The organism is Weissella muntiaci (genome assembly GCF_008107635.1).
Classification (GTDB): domain Bacteria; phylum Bacillota; class Bacilli; order Lactobacillales; family Lactobacillaceae; genus Weissella; species Weissella muntiaci.
The window spans coordinates 26,410-46,494 of sequence record NZ_SDGZ01000009.1; the positions used below are offsets into that span (position 1 = coordinate 26,410).

The 20,085-nt window shown below is 39.6% G+C and carries 16 protein-coding genes; 15 read left to right on the top strand and 1 reads right to left on the bottom strand.

What is annotated here, in order from left to right:
- The first annotated feature begins 57 nt into the window (after positions 1-57).
- From nagA to ESZ50_RS02825, 14 genes are all read left to right on the top strand, one after another.
- Positions 58-1,230, top strand: a complete 1,173-nt coding sequence (gene nagA / locus ESZ50_RS02760; protein ID WP_148622079.1) for an N-acetylglucosamine-6-phosphate deacetylase — start codon at positions 58-60, stop codon at positions 1,228-1,230.
- 1 nt (position 1,231) lies between these two features.
- Entirely contained in the window at positions 1,232-1,933 is a 702-nt protein-coding gene (locus tag ESZ50_RS02765) for a GntR family transcriptional regulator (protein WP_148622080.1), read from the top strand.
- A gap of 279 nt (positions 1,934-2,212) precedes the next feature.
- The gene (rpsD, locus tag ESZ50_RS02770; protein ID WP_148622081.1) at positions 2,213-2,824 is read left to right on the top strand and encodes a 30S ribosomal protein S4; all 612 of its coding nucleotides are present in this window, start codon (positions 2,213-2,215) and stop codon (positions 2,822-2,824) included.
- 243 nt (positions 2,825-3,067) lie between these two features.
- Positions 3,068-3,337, top strand: a complete 270-nt coding sequence (locus ESZ50_RS02775) for a hypothetical protein (RefSeq protein ID WP_148622082.1) — start codon at positions 3,068-3,070, stop codon at positions 3,335-3,337.
- A 4-nt stretch (positions 3,338-3,341) separates the two neighbouring features.
- Complete coding sequence (locus ESZ50_RS02780; protein WP_148622083.1) at positions 3,342-4,319, top strand: hypothetical protein; 978 nt, start codon at positions 3,342-3,344, stop codon at positions 4,317-4,319.
- 119 nt (positions 4,320-4,438) lie between these two features.
- Positions 4,439-4,819, top strand: coding sequence for a hypothetical protein (locus ESZ50_RS02785; protein ID WP_148622084.1), 381 nt, complete (start codon positions 4,439-4,441; stop codon positions 4,817-4,819).
- A 581-nt stretch (positions 4,820-5,400) separates the two neighbouring features.
- On the top strand, positions 5,401-5,622 hold the full coding sequence (locus ESZ50_RS02790; RefSeq protein WP_148622104.1) for a helix-turn-helix domain-containing protein: 222 nt from the start codon (positions 5,401-5,403) through the stop codon (positions 5,620-5,622).
- The gene (locus ESZ50_RS02795; protein WP_148622085.1) at positions 5,615-8,440 is read left to right on the top strand and encodes a type I restriction-modification system subunit M; all 2,826 of its coding nucleotides are present in this window, start codon (positions 5,615-5,617) and stop codon (positions 8,438-8,440) included. The genes ESZ50_RS02790 and ESZ50_RS02795 overlap by 8 nt, the downstream gene beginning before the upstream one ends.
- 1 nt (position 8,441) lies before the next feature.
- Positions 8,442-9,797, top strand: a complete 1,356-nt coding sequence (locus ESZ50_RS02800; protein ID WP_148622086.1) for a restriction endonuclease subunit S — start codon at positions 8,442-8,444, stop codon at positions 9,795-9,797.
- A gap of 13 nt (positions 9,798-9,810) precedes the next feature.
- Positions 9,811-12,990 carry a type I restriction endonuclease subunit R gene (locus tag ESZ50_RS02805; RefSeq protein WP_148622087.1) on the top strand — a complete coding sequence of 1,060 codons (3,180 nt, stop codon included), beginning with the start codon at positions 9,811-9,813 and terminating at the stop codon, positions 12,988-12,990.
- A 70-nt stretch (positions 12,991-13,060) separates the two neighbouring features.
- Entirely contained in the window at positions 13,061-13,183 is a 123-nt protein-coding gene (locus tag ESZ50_RS11905) for a hypothetical protein (RefSeq protein ID WP_281282877.1), read from the top strand.
- 38 nt (positions 13,184-13,221) lie between these two features.
- A complete protein-coding gene (locus ESZ50_RS02815; RefSeq protein WP_246111499.1) occupies positions 13,222-13,881 on the top strand; it encodes a type I restriction endonuclease subunit R, EcoR124 family in 660 nt (219 codons plus the stop codon).
- Between the two features lie 240 nt (positions 13,882-14,121).
- On the top strand, positions 14,122-15,168 hold the full coding sequence (locus ESZ50_RS02820; RefSeq protein WP_148622089.1) for a 2,3-butanediol dehydrogenase: 1,047 nt from the start codon (positions 14,122-14,124) through the stop codon (positions 15,166-15,168).
- Between the two features lie 293 nt (positions 15,169-15,461).
- A complete protein-coding gene (locus ESZ50_RS02825) occupies positions 15,462-17,198 on the top strand; it encodes a septation ring formation regulator EzrA (RefSeq protein WP_148622090.1) in 1,737 nt (578 codons plus the stop codon).
- 36 nt (positions 17,199-17,234) lie between these two features.
- Here ESZ50_RS02825 and ESZ50_RS02830 read toward each other — a convergent pair whose 3' ends face one another.
- The gene (locus ESZ50_RS02830; protein ID WP_148622091.1) at positions 17,235-18,545 is read right to left on the bottom strand and encodes an NCS2 family permease; all 1,311 of its coding nucleotides are present in this window, start codon (positions 18,543-18,545) and stop codon (positions 17,235-17,237) included.
- Between the two features lie 247 nt (positions 18,546-18,792).
- On the opposite strand from ESZ50_RS02830, the gene ESZ50_RS02835 reads away from it, so the two are divergent.
- Positions 18,793-20,082, top strand: coding sequence for an adenylosuccinate synthase (locus tag ESZ50_RS02835; protein ID WP_148622092.1), 1,290 nt, complete (start codon positions 18,793-18,795; stop codon positions 20,080-20,082).
- Positions 20,083-20,085 lie beyond the last annotated feature (3 nt).

The following is a 20,085-nucleotide window of genomic DNA, read 5'->3' on the forward strand; positions in this document are numbered from 1 at the left end:
ATTGGACTAGACCATTACAATTAGAACTATACTAAAGAATTCAAAGGGGCAATGAAAATGACAACAGTTTTAACACATGCAACGATTTATACTGGTGAAAATGAAACGCCTGTAATTAAAGATGGTTATATTCGTTTTGCCGAGCAAATTAAGGCAATCGGACCAATGGCAGAGTTGGTTGCTGAGGCTCAAGATGAGTTTGTAAATGTTAATGGCCAAGTAATTGTCCCTGGTTTTATTGACGTGCATACCCATGGAGCTTATGGCTTTGATACGATGGATGGCAATAAGGATGAAATCATTAAGATGGTTCATGGTCAGATTACTGAAGGAATCACGACAGTCTTTCCAACGACAATGACCCAATCAGTTGAAGCAATTAGTAAGTCAATGACCGCAATTAATGAAGCTGCTAAAGAGGAGCCTGCAATTGTGGCGGTACACCTTGAAGGACCATTTGTGAATCCCCACTATAAGGGTGCCCAGCCAGAACAATACATTATCGCGCCCAGCGTTGAGTTAGTTGAGCGATGGAATAAGTTATCTGGTGGTTTGGTGCGCCTGATCACCTATGCTCCAGAGCAAGCTGAGGATTTGCCGGCCTTTGAACACTATTTGTTGGCGAACAATATTATTGGTTCGATTGGTCATTCGAATGCGACTCGTGATTTCTTGAAAGACAATTCGCGTGCGGCCCATATTACGCATTTGTATAATGCACAACGACCAATGGCACATCGTGAAGCTGGTGTGACAGGTCATGCGATGTTGGAAAACAATATCCGGACTGAATTGATCGTGGATGGTTTCCATGTGTACCCAGACATGGTAAATTTGGCATATAAACTAAAGTCAGCTGATCGGATCGACTTAATTACTGATTCGATGCGGGCAAAGGGGCTTGGTGACGGTGTATCTGAACTTGGTGGTCAAACCGTCTATGTGAAGGATAAGCAGGCGCGGCTTGAGGATGGTACTTTGGCAGGCTCAGTGTTAGAATTTGATGATGCCTTCCGCAATATTATGGCCTTTACAGGCGCATCAATTGAGGATGCGGTTAAGATGGCCTCGGTCAATCAAGCGCAGGAATTTGGCTTGGATCAAAAGGGAACCTTGCGAATTGGCAAGGATGCAGATTTGAACATCTTTGATTCGAAGATGCAATTGGCAGCGACCTATTCAATGGGACGCCGCTTTACGAAGAAAGATACGGTAACAAAGGAGGCCTAACATGGCTGCACCAATCTACATTTCAATTCACGATGAAATTCGTGAAGCGATTGATGCTGGACGATGGACACCGGGGGACAAGATTCCGGCGGAACGTGAACTAGCAGAACAATTTGACGTATCTCGGATGACTCTCCGGCAAGCAATTATGTTATTGGTTGAAGAAGGGGTTCTTGATCGACGGGTTGGTTCCGGAACTTACGTTGCTGAGCAAAAGGTTCAGGACCGCTTAAACGGTGTGATGTCATTTACAGAACTAATGAAGGCGGCAGGTAAGCAGGCTAGTTCTAAGACGATTACCTATCATGTTGGTAAAGCATCTGCATCGGAGAGCGCGCATTTGAATCTAACTGAAAACGCTGATGTTTTACGCATGGAGCGAGTTCGTTACGGTGATAATGAACCGATTGCCTTTGAGGTTGCTTCGATCCCAGCAACACTTGTGAGTGGCTTGACACGTGATCAATTGACGGGCTCGTTGTATAAAACACTGGCTGAAGAGCGCAATGTACACGTCGCACGGGCACAACAAACGGTCACAGCCGCCGCCGTTGCTGAGCGGGTGGCAGAATTGCTTGATATTAAGCGGGCTGATCCGGTTTTGGTGATGCGTCAAGTCTCATTTGATACGCAGGACCAACCATTTGAGTATGTTCGAACGCAGTATGTTGGTTCGCGCTTCGAATTTTATTTAGAACATTAAATCCATAGAATGAAACACAAGGTAAGAGTTTACTTACTTTGTGTTTTTTGGTATGCTATTAAAAGTGTTGAAAACTGCAGCGGGTTAACCGTAAGCTCGTCAACAATTTATCAGCAACGTATTCTTACGTTGATATAGAGAGTGTGTGTTGGTCAAATTGATCAGTGCCACGTTTTAGGTACCAGTACCCGCGCTGCAGCGGTGAAAGTTCGATAAATTGCACGAATATGAGTTAACTCTCTAGAATTCAACAAAAATAAATTCTGGAGGACATATATTATGTCACGTTATACTGGACCTAAGTTCCGTATCTCACGTCGTTTGGGCGTATCATTGTCAGGTACGGGTAAAGAAATTGCTCGTCGTAACTATGCACCTGGTGATCACGGTGCCGGCCGTCGCGCTAAGATTTCAGATTATGGAACACAATTGCGCGAGAAGCAAAAGGTACGTTTCACTTATGGTATGACTGAGCGTCAATTCCACAACTTGTTCAACAAGGCTGGTAAGATCCGTAAGGGAACTCACGGTGAAAACTTCTTGGCTTTGTTGGAGCGTCGTTTGGATAACATCGTTTACCGTTTGGGATTGGCATCAACTCGCCAACAAGCTCGTCAACTTGTAAACCACGGCCACATTTTGGTTGATGGTAAGCGTGTTGATATTCCTTCATACGAAGTAAAGGTCGGTCAAGAGATCTCTGTTCGTGAGAAGTCAGCAAAGAACGTTTACATCTTGGCTTCTGTTGAAGCACAAGCTGGCGTATTGCCATTCTTGGAGATGGATAAGGACAACCTAAAGGGATCATTGGTTCGCTTGCCAGAGCGTGCTGAAATTGATGGTGACTTTAACGAAGCTCTTATCGTTGAATACTACAACAAGTTGGGATAATTCTTTATTTCAGTTTGTTATGGAAAGCCACAGCTACTTAGTAGTTGTGGTTTTTTTGTGTATTTATTTTTAATAACATTACAGTTATAATTATTTTGCTAGGTAACAATACAAAGTTAATATATGATCACGATTTTATTGTTTAAAAAGAGAATGGAATGTTCGCAACTATCTGATAAGTGTGATGGATAGTTGTGAAGATTCCAAATTGACAATCAAATCAAATGGGGTAGGGGCAAGCATATGAATTATGATTTAGTGGAAATCGACAATCCAAAGTTATTGGCGCAGATTAATAGTGAATTAAATAAATCCTTTGAGACCGATTTGGCGCAAGTCAATAATGGGTTACTGACAATTTCTACCAATAAAAATAATGTGATGTTAAAGACGGATAGTGCAACGACCTTGGCAATGGGTGGTGTGGCGGAACATCTTGAACAGAATGCTTTTAAAAATGGCGAAAAGATTTATCGATTAACAAACAAGCAAGGGGGGGCATCTCTCAGGTGAGCTGATGAAACCAAAGCAGGGGAGCGGAGTGTTGGGAACGGTTGTGGGATCGGACAAGCGCATTGTTGAACAAGCTCATCTCCATGAGGTCAGTCCTGCGGATCTTGCGGGGAAACCAGCAAAGGTAGCCAAAGCGACTGCGGCAACGATGAAAATTGCGGCAGTCGTTGTGGGTCAATATTACATGAACGAAATTAGTGGCAAACTAGATGGGATTAGTTCGAATATTCAGCAGATCCTAGACTTTCAAGAGTCGGAGTTATTGTCGATTATCATAACCGCTAAAGCTGATCTAGAAAAGATTGCGATGTTTGAAGATGAGTTGCTTAGAGATGATCAGATTAGAAACAATCTTTTACTTAAAATTGATGGAATTAATTCTGCAATCGTGCGGGTTAATAACCAAGCAAATATTATGTTGGAAAAATTGATTGCTCAGCAGGAACGTTCTGAGAAGAAAGTGCTCGAAAATATTACGCTCATTAATAATTGGAATTCAATCGCTGTTGTCACGTTAAATTTGATTACACTGGCGGCCGAGTTAAAGAAGATTTTTGCACAGGGGATTTTATCAACTGATTATGTGAATTATTCAATTGATCAGCAGGTGAAGAAATTTGAGACTAGCAAGTTAAAAATGGAGAATTATTTATTAGATGCTGTGGATAATTTGAAGTTGGATCAGCGAAGCGAAGAACATCGTGCTAAAGATGCCGAACATCGGCTTGGCGGATTATCAGCGCCGAAGTTCTTTAAGCAGGCAGCGATTAAAGCTGATATGGCAATTAGCAAACGTTTAGATTATGGCCTTGATTTCACTATGTCTGATGAGAAATTACAGCAGGTGGGAGAATTGATTGATCAGATTGTTGAACGCCAGCCGCTTGCGTCTAAGCTAGTGACAATTGGAAATGATCTGAATCAAGATCAGGATATTGTCATTAATGAGGGGAAGGCGTACTACGCTAAGCAGGTCAACTAATGTGCTTGCCATCTTTAACGGGTGGAATTTTTACACCCCTAAAATAAGATTGAAAGTATCACTGTGGCAAAGTGGCAAAACATTGTCATATTTGGCTTTCATCCCATTTTGAGTGATGTATGGAGCATACGATAAATTGGAAGAACTGCCGGAAGAACTATGTTTTGAATAATGAACAAAAACATACCGTGGTGGAATTAAGAAAGCACGGATATGGTTATAAGAAGATTGCTGTCCATCTAGGAGTTACGCCAGATTCAGTGCGATACATCTGTAGAAAGAATGATTTAGCTGGTAATTGTTCCGCGACTGCAACACTCTACAATCCGATACCAGATGAAATTGAAAAGTTGCATAAAAATGAAATGGACTATCGGTTAGGTAAAACGATGGCAGATTACCGCTTGCATCAAAAGCTGATGGGTAAGAAGGAATACAAGCGAACTATTGCTCGTTTGCTTAATCGCTATGAGCCGATTCTATGGTCTTTTGGAGAATGAGTATGACAAGTAAAGAAGTCTTAAGCTTGAACGAGCATGCTTCAAAAGATTGAAAGCCAAAAAGCAAGAAAAGGTAAGTTAAAAGTAGCAGCCTATGCACGGTTTTCAACTGAAAAAGAGGATTAGCTTCATAGTCTTTTAGCTCAGAAAACATATTACACGAAGTTGATTGAGTAAAATAAAGATTGGAAGTTTGTGGGTATCTACGCAGACTAAGGAGTGACAGGAACATCTTATCGAAGAGGAGGCTGATATTTGAATTTCTGGATAATGATCAATTTGAATATTTGCTTAAAGAATGGTTACTAAGCGAGCATCGAGAATTGTAATTATTTGAATAATTAAACTCGCAAAAACAGATAAGCTAACAAACCGTCAATTTGTTAGTTTATTTGTTTTGAATAGATCTTCATCAGGGTAAGTCAAAAAATATATTTGGGAATTTCACGGAATAAATATATTTTCACATCCGAACGCATATTTTTAACACGATTATATATAAATATCTTGAGATAGTGTGATATAATAAGGAGCGCATTTATTAAACGAAGGGACTAAAGGTGGTCAAAGTGGCAGAAATGATACCAATTACTTATAACAAACTTTGGAAATTGCTTATCGATAAGAATATGAATAAGACACAGCTCAAAGATGCTGCGAATGTGAGTAGTAACGTGATTGCAAAGATGGGCAGAGATGAGCCTATTGCAATTGAAAGCTTAGTGAAGATTTGTTTGGAATTAGGAGTAGATATTGGAGATGTCATCTCCATAAATAAGAAAAAGGTGGTAACAAATGAATAAACAACAATTAGCATCAAAGATTTGGGAATCTGCTAATAAGATGCGTTCTAAAATTGAGGCCAATGAATACAAAGACTACATTTTAGGATTTATTTTCTATAAATTTCTTTCTGACAAAGAAGTAAAATTCCTAAAAGAAAATGACTACACTGATGATGATATCAAAGGATTGATTGAAGGCTATAGCGACGAAGACATTGAAGATTTAAGAAAACATGGGAAGTCTGACGAAGATATTGAGAGTTTAAAGAAAGAAGCACAAGAGCAAGTCGAGTTCATCCAAAAAGGAGTAGGATATTTTATTGCTTATGAAAATTTATTCTCCACTTGGATAGACAAAGGTAAAGATTTTGATGTATCAGATGTTCGTGATGCATTGTCAGCCTTTAGTCGGTTAATTAACTCTGGTCACAAAAAAGTCTTTGACCGTATTTTCGATACACTTCAGACAGGATTGAGTAAACTGGGTGATAGCTCAGGAGCACAAACAAAGGCTATAAGTGAGCTGATCCAATTAATCAAAGTTGTCCCGATGGACGGCAAGCAAGATTATGATGTATTGGGATTTATTTATGAATACCTTATCAGTATGTTTGCTGCTAATGCAGGGAAAAAGGCTGGAGAGTTTTATACTCCTCACGAAGTTTCTTTGCTAATGTCTGAGATTGTTGCAAACCATTTAAAAGACAAAAATGAAATAAAAATCTACGACCCTACAAGTGGATCTGGGTCATTGTTAATCAATATTGGTCAGTCTGTTGCTAAGCATATTGATGATGAAAACAATATAAAATATTATGCACAAGAGTTGAAAGAAAACACTTATAATCTGACTCGTATGAATCTGGTAATGCGGGGCATTCTTCCTGATAATATTGTTACTCGAAACGGAGATACGCTTGAAGAAGATTGGCCGTTTTTTGATGAGAGTCATGATTATGAATCATTGTATGTAAACGCAGTAGTATCAAATCCTCCTTACTCACAAAATTGGGACCCAGCAAACAAGGATCAAGATCCTCGATATTCAGGGTATGGATTAGCCCCTAAGACTAAAGCAGACTATGCTTTCTTGCTGCATGATTTGTACCATATTGTGCCAGATGGAATTATGACAATAGTTTTGCCTCATGGGGTATTGTTCCGTGGCGGTGATGAGGAGAAGATACGGAAGAATCTAATTGAAAAAGATAAAATTGAAGCGATAATTGGCTTACCCGCCAACATCTTTTTTGGTACTGGTATTTCAACTATCATCATGGTTCTACGTCAAAAACGTTCAAAAGATGATGTTTTAATCGTTGATGCCTCTAAAGAATTTATCAAGGTTGGGAAAAATAATAAACTTCAGGCTTCTGATATAAAAAAAATCGTTGATACTGTTATAAACCGAGAAAATGTTGATAAGTTTTCAAGATTGGTCTCTAAAGAAGAAATTAGGCAAAATGGGTATAACTTAAATATCCCACGCTATGTCGATTCATCTGAGCCTAACGAGACATGGGATATTTATGCATCAATGTTTGGAGGTATCCCAAAATACGAAATTGAGTCTTTGAAGGAGTATTGGGATGCTTTCCCTAAATTAAAGTCTGCCCTTTTTGAAGATGATGGAACACCATATGTTTCTGTGAAAACGAAAAATGTAAAACAAGCAATTATTGAAAACGAAAATGTTATTGAATTCAAAAATAACTATAGTAATAGTTTTGATGGATTTGATGCGAGTTTAAAATCCAAATTGATTGATTTGATGGATTCTCTTAACATAACGAAAACGGAATCAGAGATTTCAAGTGATATTTTCACTCGTTTGAAAGAAGTGCCGTTGATTGATAAATATATTGCTTATCAAGCTCTCGATGATGAATGGGTACAAACAGCCATAGACTTGGAAATTATCCAAACAGAAGGCCAAGAAGCGATTAAAAAAGTTGACCCAAATATGGTCGTAAAGAAAAAAAATAAGGAAGATACGGAAGTTCAAGAAGGCTGGGTAGGACGAATTATTCCTTTCGATTTAGTTCAAGAGCATCTTTTGAAAAATGAAAAAGATATTTTGACACAAAAAGAGAATCGATTAGCTGAAATTACATCAACTTATGAAGAAATTATTGGCTCGTTTACAGAAGAAGAAAAAGAATCTTCTGTTTTGAATGATTCTAATGATGCCTTTGTTACGGCAGAGGTAAATAAAGAAGTCGCTTCTATCTTTTCAAATGTGGAGTCGCCTGAAATAAGTATTTTGATGCAATACATTGATTTATTAGATGTTAAGGCTAAAAAATCTGCAAAGCTTGATTTTATCAATGCTCATTCAGAAGTGAGTTGGGATAAAATTGAACCTAACAAGGACGGTACTTATGGTAAGAGTAAGATCGGTTCTTATATTAAAGAATTGCAATCTACTTATTCATTTGACGAAGAAACGTTTGAAGGGAAAATTGTTCAAGTAAGTAGTTTACTTTTTGAGGAAAAAGAGTTAAAAACACAACTTAAAAAGGAAACTGCTCAATTACACGAATTGACTAAAATAACTATTGAAACATTAGACGATGAAAAAGCAAAAGAGTTGTTAGAGCTAAAATGGATCTCACCTCTTGTAAAAGCCATTGAAAAATTGCCTACTGAAATTATCAATGATTTAGTAAGTGAAATCAGTAATCTTGAGAAAAAATACGCCATCACTTATTCAGAAGTTGCAACAGAAATTAGCGAGGTTGAATCAAGTCTTTCTGATCTCATCGATGGACTTTCAGCAGAAGAATTTGATATGAAAGGACTTAGCGAGTTTCAGGCGCTACTAGCTGGTGAATAAAATGACTGAAAGGCAAAAAGTTCCTCAAATTAGATTTGATGAATTCAAGAAGTTGTACGTAAAAAATGGTGGGAACTCAAATCCAGAAAATCCTTACGCCTGGGAAAAGCGAAGGTTGTTTGATTATGTTGAAAAAACCGTTGACTTTAGAGGAAGAACTCCTAAGAAGTTAGGGATGGAATGGAGTGATTCAGGATATCTAGCTTTATCGGCCCTAAATGTTAAGAATGGATATATTGATTTTGATATTGCCGATAAACATTTTGGCAATGAGGAACTTTACCAAAAATGGATGTCAGGTTCAGAATTGAAAAAAGGCGATGTATTATTCACTACTGAGGCGCCAATGGGGAATGTTGCTCAAGTACCAGATAGTCAAGGATATATTTTGAGCCAAAGAACCATTGCGTTTAAAACGAATCCTGAGAAAGCTAGTGACAAGTTTTTAGCAACAGTACTTCGTTCTGAAAAGATTCGTCGAGAATTGGAAAATCTTAGTACCGGTGGAACAGCCAAAGGGGTAAGTCAAAGAAATTTGGAATACTTGAATATAAATGTGCCTGCCAGAGTTGGAGAGCAGGACAGGATTGGTTGTTTCTTTGAAAACTTAGATAACCTTATCACTGTTAACCAGCGTAAGTATGATAAGACGATAAATATCAAAAAAGCGATGCTTGAAAAAATGTTTCCAAAAGAGGGAGCAAAAATTCCAGAAATTCGTTTTGATGAATTCAAGAAGTTATACGAGAAAAATGGTGGGGGCTCAAATCCAGAAAATCCTTACGCATGGGAACAGTGTGAATTGGGTGAAATTGGAAAAACTCAATCAGGAATTGGATTTCCAGACAATGAACAAGGCGGATTAGAAGGTGTTCCGTTTTTCAAGGTTTCTGATATGAATAATGCTGGAAACGAACATGAGATGAAAACGGCGAATAATTATGTCAGTGAAGAACAGTTAATAAGAAAGAAATGGAAACCTATTGAAACTGTTCCAGCGGTGATATTTGCAAAAGTCGGAGCTGCGATAATGCTTAATAGAAAAAGGATTGTTCGGACTCCATTTTTAATTGATAACAACACAATGGCTTATGTTTTTGATGAAAGTTGGGATACTGGTTTCGGCAAGACACTGTTTGAAACAATCAATTTGCCACGTTATGCTCAATCTGGTGCATTGCCGTCATACAAAGCTTCTGATATTGAAAGCATTGAAGTCAAAATTCCAAGAAAAGATGAACAAGCTAGAATTGGGCTTTTCTTTGCAAACCTCGATCACTTCATCACCCTTCATCAGAGTGAGTTAGAAAAGTTAAAAAATCTCAAAAAATCTATGCTAGAGAAAATGTTTGTATAGGAGGTACATCTAAATGGATGTATTTATAAAAGAAGCCGATTTTGAGGAAGCCTTGATCAAAATTCTTGTCAATAAAGGTTGGGAAAATATTGTTCTAAAAAACGCAACAGAGGATGATCTCAAAAAAAACTGGGCTCAAATTTTGTATGATAACAATAAGGAAATTGATAGACTAAATGGTCATCCATTAACGGAGACCGAGATGGAACAAATTATTGAGCAAATTAATACTTTGCGTACACCGCTTCGCCTCAATGGGTTTATCAATGGGAAAACCATCTCTATCACTCGAGATAATCCTGATGATGAACTCCATTTAGGTAAAGAAGTCAGTTTGAAAATATACGATAGACAAGAAATTGCAGCTGGACAAAGCCGCTATCAGATTGTTCAACAGCCTAAATTCCCCACGAAATCACCACTTCTAAACGACAGGCGTGGAGATATCATGTTGCTTATCAATGGAATGCCCGTAATTCATGTTGAGCTAAAACGGACAGGTGTATCGGCGAAACAGGCTGCCAATCAGATAGAGAAATATTCTAATGAGGGAATTTTTACTGGATTGTTTTCTCTAGTGCAAATATTTGTAGCAATGGAGCCAAATGAGACTTTATATTTTGCAAATCCAGGCCCTGAGGGGTATTTTGATCCAGATTACTTTTTTCATTGGGAAGACTTTAATAATGAATTAGTGAATGACTGGAAAGCCATTGCGTCTAGTTTGCTTTCTATTCCTATGGCTCATCAGCTTATTGGATTCTATACTGTTGCTGATAAAACTGACGGTGTTTTGAAAGTCATGAGGAGCTACCAGTACTGGGCAGCAAGCAGTATTTCTGACAAAGTGGCAATGGCGAAATGGAATTCATCTAATCAGCTAGGCGGATATATTTGGCATACTACAGGATCAGGTAAAACAATGACTAGTTTTAAGTCTGCTCAACTTATCTCTAATTCAAAAGATGCAGACAAAGTAATTTTCTTAATGGACAGAATTGAGCTAGGAAATCAGTCATTAAATGATTATCGTGGATTTGCTGATGATAAAGATGATGTCCAAGCTACAGAGACTGTTCACGTACTTGTAACAAAGATGAAAAGTACGAAAACAGCAAATACACTAATCGTCACTTCTATTCAAAAAATGAGCAATATCAAAGAAGAAGAGGGCGTTAATTCTAAAGATGTTGAAATCATGGCAAAAAAACGGATTGTCTTTATCATTGATGAAGCACACCGTTCCACTTTTGGTGATATGTTACGGAACATTAAGGACACTTTCCCTAATGCAATTCTTTTCGGCTTTACTGGGACACCGATTAAAGGCGAAAATGAGCGAAAGAAAAGTACAACATCAACGATTTTTGGTGATGAACTTCATCGTTACACCATTGCAGATGGTATAAGAGATAAAAATGTATTAGGTTTTGACCCCTCAAGGGTCTTGACATTTAAAGAAAGAGACATTCGTAAAGCTGTTGGATTAAGTGAAGCAAAAGCTAATACTGAAGAAGAAGCCTATGCAGAGCCTGCAAAGAAAAAAATCTATCTTAAATATACAGGAGCTGGCAGTGAAATTAAGATGGCTGGCTATGAAGATGATTTCGGTGGTTACCAAAAGGGAATTGAGGATTATCTTCCAAAGACACAATATTCTGGCTTAGACGAATTGTACTCAGAAAGTGATAAACTTTTGGTGGGGTCAAAGCATCAAAATACCGTTGTTAGCGACATTCTTGATAATTGGATGAGATTATCACAAAACGGAAAATTTCATGCAATTTTTGCCACTGATAGTATTAAAGAAGCTATTAAATATTATCGTCTTTTGAAGCATGAAAAGCCTGATTTGAAAGTTACAGCCTTATTTGATCCTAATATCGATAATGATGGTGGGGCAAAAGTTCAGTATAAGGAAGATGGGCTGGCTGAGATAATTGATGATTATAATAAAAGATACCACTCACCACAAGGTTATGGGATCTCAACTCATTCTAAGTTCAAAGAAGATATTGCAGATAGACTTGCTCATAAGAATGCTTATATGCGTATTCATCAAGAACCAGAAAAGCAAATAGATTTATTGATTGTTGTTGACCAAATGCTGACAGGTTTTGATTCAAAATGGATAAATACGCTTTACATGGATAAGTTGATGAAATACGAAAATATTATTCAGGCATTTTCTCGTACCAACCGCTTGTTTGGACCAGATAAACCATTTGGTTCAATTCGTTATTATAGAAAACCTTTCACGATGGAAAGAAATGTGTCAGATGCTTTGAAACTTTATTCTGGTGATAAGCCAATAGATTTATTTGTGGATAAGCTAGAATCAAATTTGATAAAAATGAATGATTTGTTCTTAGAAATTAAGGATTTATTTGAGAAGGCAGGAGTGAAGAATTTTGAGAAACTCCCACCTGAAAGAGAAGAGAAAGCTAAGTTTGCTAAACTCTTTAAGGGATTCAATGATTTTCTCGAAGCTGTTACTATCCAGGGCTTTAAATGGAGTCAACCCAAATACGAATTTAGTCATGGCCAAGGTAAGGCAAAAACAGCTGTCATAATGAAACTCGATGAGACAACCTACCAAATATTAGTTTTGAGATATAAAGAACTAGGAACTGGTGGAGGTGGTGATAGTGCAGAAGCAATTCCGTTTGATTTGGATGGCCATATTACTGAATATGATACAGGGGTAATTGATTCGAATTATATGAATAGCAGATTCACTAAATACTTGAAGGCTCTTGAGTCAGGAAATGCAGAAGAAGCGTTAAATGAGCTTCATAAGACTTTTGCTACTTTGACTCAAGAAGAACAGAAATATGCCAATATTTTCTTGCATGATATTCAACGTGGAAGCATTCAAGTGGATGAGACGAAAACGCTAAGAGAATATATTAACGAATATCAGGCTCAAGCGAAGAAAGACCAAATCCATAAATTATCAGAGGCTTTGGGACTTGATGAAAGTAAATTGCGGGAGATGATGAATCGAAGCATTAATGAAACGAATATCAATGAGTTTGGACTATTTGATGAATTGAAAAACACTATTGATAAAACTAAAGCCCGAGGTTACATTGGGCAAATTGAAGGACAAATGATAAAAGCTTTCCAAGTTAATATTAAAGTAGATGATATTTTAAGACGCTTTATACTTGAGGGTGGCTTTGAAATATAGTGTTTTTGATATGATATTATAATCACAAAATAAAGTGGCAATCTAATAATTGAGCAGGGAGATTATTTACTTGGATAAAAAAGGCAAAAGAGAAGTAGCCAAAGGCGTGGCTGCTGAATATTTGACTTTCATCGCAGCATCCGGCGTTGATGAGTCAAGTTTTGAAATGAGATATGAAGGAGCGGATATTTAGCACGTCTGCAACAATATTATGAGTTTAGCTGGGAAGGGATTGGCGATAAGCGATTACCTTTCAGCGAGGAGACTTGGTTAAAGTACGTGGGAGCTTATCGTAATTTGAGCGACCCGACTGAACTAGGCGAAGCGGATGATCCTGAAGAGTTAGGCGACGTTAAACTTGTCGATACCCAGGTTGTCACATTTGATGAAATTATCCGCTTAATTGGCAAAGTTGCCGGTGGTACTGGAAGTCAAATGGACGACAATCAAGAGAATTTGCGCCTGATTAACGAAGCGATTATGAAACTACGTAGTTACGGTGACAAAGATAATGCCGATTTGCTCCAACGCTTTATGAATGAAATTGTCGATCATGACCTGCTTGAAGCAAAGTTGACGATTGAAGAGAATTATCGGGCCTTTGTAGCCGAGGTAGCCTTGGGGCAATTGGAAGTTTATGCAATCAAGTGGGGTGTTCAATTATCCGATTTGGAGCGCGTTTACCGCAATTATGAAATCGGAAGTGATCATATTGATTACATCGGTGATTTAAAAGCTAATTCACAGATGGAGGAATCAGAGTGGGATAATTTACCTGATAATGATGGTAAGCCCGCTTTCTTGAAGAAAATTCAGTTTAAAACGGTCTTGCAAGATGATGTCACAAAGTGGCTTTATCAAACGAAGACGGTTTACGGTGAGCTGAACTGAGTTAGTAAATAAGTAGGTAGCATAAAAGCAGGCACAACCATGTGTCTGCTTTTTTTACTGTCCAAAGGTCTGGAATCGTCTGGTAGAAAGCGATATAGTCCCATAAAACGGATGAATAAGGCATCTTTCATCCCACACTTGTGATTGATGCTACAATCTAAATTGATGAACCATTGCTGAAAGAAAATGGTTTAAGAGACAATGTTATTTGCACATGGTTAAAATGGAGGATTGTGTATCATGAAAGCAGCTGTATATCATGGATTGCGCGATATTCGTGTTGAAGAACGGGAATTAAAGGCGCTTCGTTCAGATGAGTTAACGATTCGGGTAGCCTGGGCTGGAATTTGTGGCTCAGATTTACACGAATATGAAGCCGGACCAGTCTTTGTTCCGATGGACCAACCGGATGCAATTACCGGTGAAGTTGCCCCATTAACAATGGGACATGAATTTGCGGGAATTGTTGAGGCAGTTGGCTCAGCAGTCACAAAATATCAAGTTGGTGATCGGGTAGTGGTTAACCCAACTTTGACCCACCGTCAGAATCAACCTGATCTTGACGTATATGATGGCTTCTCATTTATTGGTTTGCACAGTGATGGTGGCTTTACATCATATGTCAACGCTCCAGAGACGAACGTTTACACTTTGCCAGCCAATTTGACCTTGCAAGAAGGTGCGTTGGTTGAGCCAACCGCCGTTGGTGTGCAAGCCGTTAAAGAATCTGGAATGAAGTTTGGTGACACCGTAGCAATCTTTGGTGCTGGACCAATTGGTTTGGTAACTTTGTTGGCAGCTAAGGCCGCTGGTGCAAGTAAAATCTTTATGTTTGACTTCTCAGCAGTGCGTTTGGCAAAGGCCGCTGAACTAGGAGCATCTGTATATAATCTACAAGATCATGATCCAATTAAGGTTGTCCATGATGAACTTGGTCGTGGCGTGGATGCAACCTTTGAAGTTGCTGGTGTTGGACCTGCGTTGAATTCAGCGATTGATGTGACGCGGGCACGTGGAACAGTGGTGGTCGTTTCAATCTTTGCTAAGGGCTTTGATTTTAATCCAATGAAGTTGACTAACTCTGGTGTTAAGTTGACCTCAACCATCGCTTATTCTGATGCTTCCTTCCAACAGACAATCGATTTGATTGCAAATGGCTCGTTGAAGCCGCAAGATATTGTTACGAAAAAGATTGAACTTGATCAAATCGTTGATGAAGGTTTCGTGACCTTAACTGAGGATAAGGCGCAAGTTAAAATCTTGGTTGAGTTGTCTGGTGAAATGTAGTTTTTATTGAAGTAAGTTATCTAAAATAATGGAGCTACCGACAGGTTAAATGTTGGTAGCTCCATCTTTTTTATAGATATGTTAAAGGGGTTCTGAACGTGGCAGGAATAGGCAAATCAGCTAACGACCCTTTTTGAAAATGCCGACTATATTAAGTAAATATTAAACTCCCAAAGCAAGCACTAAGAAATGCGCAAAATCCACATGGATGTCAAAGAGCATGATAGGCTGTACTTATCATTATCCCGAGTAAAAGGAGTTGTGGTCAGGGGGCACCACTAGATAAATCGTATATGACACAAATAGGACATATTGTGATTGGCGTCATCGTGGTTGCGGCGGCAATTTACTTACTAATTTTTATATCACAACGCATGACAGCACGTAAAGTTGCGAAAATGTTAGCACATAAGGAAGAGTTAGTTGCGATTCCAATGCGCGATCGCCTTGTTGAAGGTCGTAAGATGAGCCTGACCGGGCAGACGTTGAAGCAATTTCAAGCGCTCGAAGATCGTTATAATCAACTAGAAACAGCTGGCTTTAATGCTGTTGATAATCAAGCAAATGAAGTTTTGTATGAGTCTCAAGGTTTAAACTTTGTGAAGACGCGTCGTGAAATGCGTGCGTTACAAGATCTTTTGGCGAACGCCGAAGCAACCATCGCGACAGTTACGCAAGGTTTGCAGGATTTAGCAGAACTCGATACAGCGCATAAAGAGGCCGTAAAAGAGTTAGAGGGCAAGTACCAAGAGCTCCGCAAGGTCTTGTTGTCACAAAGCTTCAATTTTGGACCAGCGGTTGAGAAGCTGGAAGAAATTCTTGGCGCGCTCGAAGACGACTTTGCTGAATTTGCGCGGCTAACAGAAGAAGGTGACCATGCAACTGCGTCTGGAATTTATGAGACGTTGGGGATGGAAACCACTCAGTTAGAGGAGCGAATTGACAAGATTCCGGCTTTGTTCCAAGTGCTTGACGAAAAAGTACCTGCCCAACTCGATGAGATTCAAGCGAGTTACGATGCAATGATTGCAGCAGGTTTCCGCTTTGTTGAAGATTTGCCAACTGAATTGGCTGAGATTAGAAAAGATCAAGCTCAGACAATGGACCTTCTGGCAGAACTAACTTTGAAAAAGGTTGCTGAGCATAATGAGCAACTAGAGGCTCGAATCGAGGAGCTTTATGAGATCCTCGAACGTGAAGGTGAGGCACAACGCCAGGTTCTGGCAAGTCAAGAAAATCTACGTGAATATTGGCATCATAATAAACGGCAAAATCATGACCTGTATATTGAACTTGATCGTTTGAACCAAGACTTTGTCTTTTCAAAGGATGAAGCTGGTTTGGTAAGGTCATGGGAAATCCAGCTTGGCAATGTTGATAAGCAGTTAACGCAGATTGACAAGGCAATTAAAAACCATGAAGCAATTTATTCAGAAATGTTAGCTCCTCAAAAGGAAGCCAATGAACGTTTGGAAAACATTGAACGTGAACAAATTGAAATGTGGGAAACAATGCGTGAGATGCCAGCAATCTTGCAGCAAGCGCGTAACCGCGTCATGGTTCTAACGGATAAGTTACGTCAGATTCAACGAAACGTTGAACGCCAAAGTTTGCCAGGAGTGCCTGACGCTTACCTAAGCACTTTTTATGCCGCCAGTGATGAATTGCAACGTTTGAAGCAACAGGTCTCACTGACTAGGGTTAACGTCGATGATGCCCAACGTCAGTTGAGTATCGTTGCCGCTGATATGGATACGCTACAAGAGAAGACGGATACCTTGATTGAAAATGCAGCGGTGACAGAACGTTTGGTTCGAAAAGCACTGGATTACCGCAATCATTCAGCAGTTGTTCAAGCAACGCAACAGGCGCGTTATTTCTATGAAAAACAATATGAATATGATCGAGCGTTAACGACGCTTGGTAATGTGTTGGAACATTTTGAACCTGGAATTGTTGACGGAGCGGTTAACAATTACCGTCAAGAACAGCAGGCATTAGCTGCTGGATTCCAAGAACGTGATCGATAAAAAAGCTGAAGCAGCGAGAAACTGCTTCAGCTTTTTTTATTGTCTGGTAATGACAAATAAGAAAAATAGGAAGATCACCGCCAAGGCAATCATAAATGGATGTAGCTCACGAGATCGTTTATTGGCAATCATCATAATCGGATAGAGCACGAAGCCCAATGCAATTCCATCGGAGATTGAGTAGGTCAGTGGCATCCCCAAAACAATTAGGAAAGCTGGGGCAGCAATGGCAAAGTCGTCCCAATGGATATGACGTAAATTCTCAGCCATCAGTACCCCGACGACGATCAGGGCGGGAGCGGTAACTTGTGGTGTGATCATGCCAAGTAGTGGTGAGAAGAACAGGCCGACAATGAAGAGCAGACCTGTGATCACGGAAGTAAAGCCAGAACGTCCACCAACGGCGATTCCAGCGGATGATTCAACATAGGCCGAAGTTGGTGAGGTTCCAAGGATTGCGCCAATCGTCATACCAATAGCGTCAGCTGATAGGGCCCGACCAGCACGAGGTAACTCACCGTCTTTCATAAATCCAGCTTGTGTGGCCAAACCAATCATGGTCCCAGCAGTATCGAAAAAAGTAACAATCAAAAAGACTAGCACTACTGTAAATAATTGAAAACTGTTGATGTCTGTTAAATGAGCGATACTTTTGCCAAAAGTTGGCGCCAATGAGGGAATTGGTGAGACAAAGGCCGTTGGAAGGTTAACTAGGCCAGTTAAGAGACCAGCAATCGTTGAAAGAATCATCCCGATAAAGATTGCCGCCGGAACTCGTCGTGAAATTAGAATGAAGGTGATGATGACACCAAAGATTGCAAGTAGAACGGTAGGGGTTGTTAACTGACCGAGTGACACCATTGTGTCGGGGTTTTTAGTGATAATACCGGCGTTAGCCAAACCGATAAAAGCAATGAATAGGCCAATTCCGGCTGAAATTGCAATTTTCAAATCCTGAGGGATTAAGTTAATGATTTTTTCGCGAATGCCAAAGAAGGTTAGAAATAGAAAAACTAATGCGGCAATTAGGACGCCGGCCATTGCTGTTTCCCAAGGCACCTTTAAAGCAATCACGACTGAATAGGTAAAGAAGGCATTCACACCAAGTCCCGGGGCGATTGCCATTGGGTATTTAGCAATGATTCCCATGAAGAGGGTCGCAATTGCGGCCGAGAGACCAGTTGCGACAAAGACTGCTCCTTTATCCATTCCGGCTGCACCGAGGACCGTGGGATTAACGAAAAGGATATAACTCATTGAAACGAAAGTCGTCAATCCGGCAATGAATTCAGTGCGATAGTTCGTCTTTAGGATATCAAACTGGAAATATTGAGCGATACTGTTCATGAAGGGAACTCCTAATAATTGAGTAATGTTCTGGAAACAATGATAATTATAGTCAATAATGCTTGATAGTCAAACTAAAATCGAACTTTATTCGATATATAAGAACTTTAATTTCCTTAAAGACGAACAATGCACTTGAAAGATGCCTTTTTCTTCGGTATAATAAATTTTGTTGTTAAATATTAATAATGTTCGGCTTTTAAATAAAATGTTCAAACCTTTGAAAAGGTAGAGAGGTTACATAAACATGGCAGGAATCGTGGTTGTCGGAAGTCAATGGGGTGATGAAGGTAAGGGCAAAATCACTAATTTCATTGCCCGTGAGGCTGATGTGGTAGTGCGATATCAGGGTGGTAATAATGCAGGGCATACAATTTACGTTGAGGGCAAAAAATTTGAACTTTCTTCAATTCCATCAGGGATTTTTGATGCAAATAAATTGGCCGTAATTGGAAATGGTTCAGTTGTTAATCCTAAGGCTTTATTGGAAGAATTACATGCCATTCAAGCCCAAGGGATTCCAGCAAAAAACCTACGAATTTCGGATCGTGCACATGTAATTTTCCCTTATCATATTTTGTTGGATCAGCTGGCTGACCAACGTAAAGGTGCCGGTAAGATTGGTACAACTGGTCGCGGAATTGGACCAGCCTATATGGACAAAGCAGCTCGCACAGGGATTCGGATGGTCGATTTACTGGACGAGGAAACGTTGAGGATGCGGCTTGAAGCGGTCTTGGCAGAAAAGAATGAAATTTTGGTTAAGTTGTATGATCATGCACCAGTTGATCTTAATCAGTTAGTAACGGAATTTGCGGCCTATGGCCAAAGATTGAAAGAATTCATCAGTGACACCGGAGTTTTGGTAAATGACTACTTGGACAAGCAACAAAGAGTGCTCCTTGAAGGCGCTCAGGGTGCCATGCTGGATATCGACCACGGAACCTATCCCTATGTGACATCATCATCACCGGTGGGCGGTGGTGCCACGATTGGTGCTGGGATCGGGCCAACAAAGATCAATCGAGTTGTGGGCGTCGCGAAAGCTTATACATCACGTGTGGGGGATGGTCCTTTTCCAACGGAACTGTTTGATGAAGTTGGGGCACGGATCCGTGAAATTGGTCATGAATATGGCGTTGTGACCAAGCGACCTCGCCGGATTGGCTGGTTAGATACGGTTGTTTTGCGCCATGCTGCAAGGGTTGGTGGTTTTACACATTTATCGTTGAACTCGTTAGATGTCTTATCAGGGCTTACAACACTTAAGATTGCGGTTGCGTACGAGCTGAATGGTGAACGGATTGAGCATTATCCTGCTTCGTTAATCGACGTTCAAAATGCAGTACCAGTTTATGAGGAACTTCCTGGTTGGGATGAGGATATCACAGGTGTTCGATCACGAGATGAACTACCAGAGAATGCGCAACGCTATTTACATCGAGTTGAAGAATTGATTGGTGTACCATTGTATACCTTTGCGGTAGGACCATCAAACGAACAAACAAACGTCTTATTCGATATTTGGGCGGATTAGAGC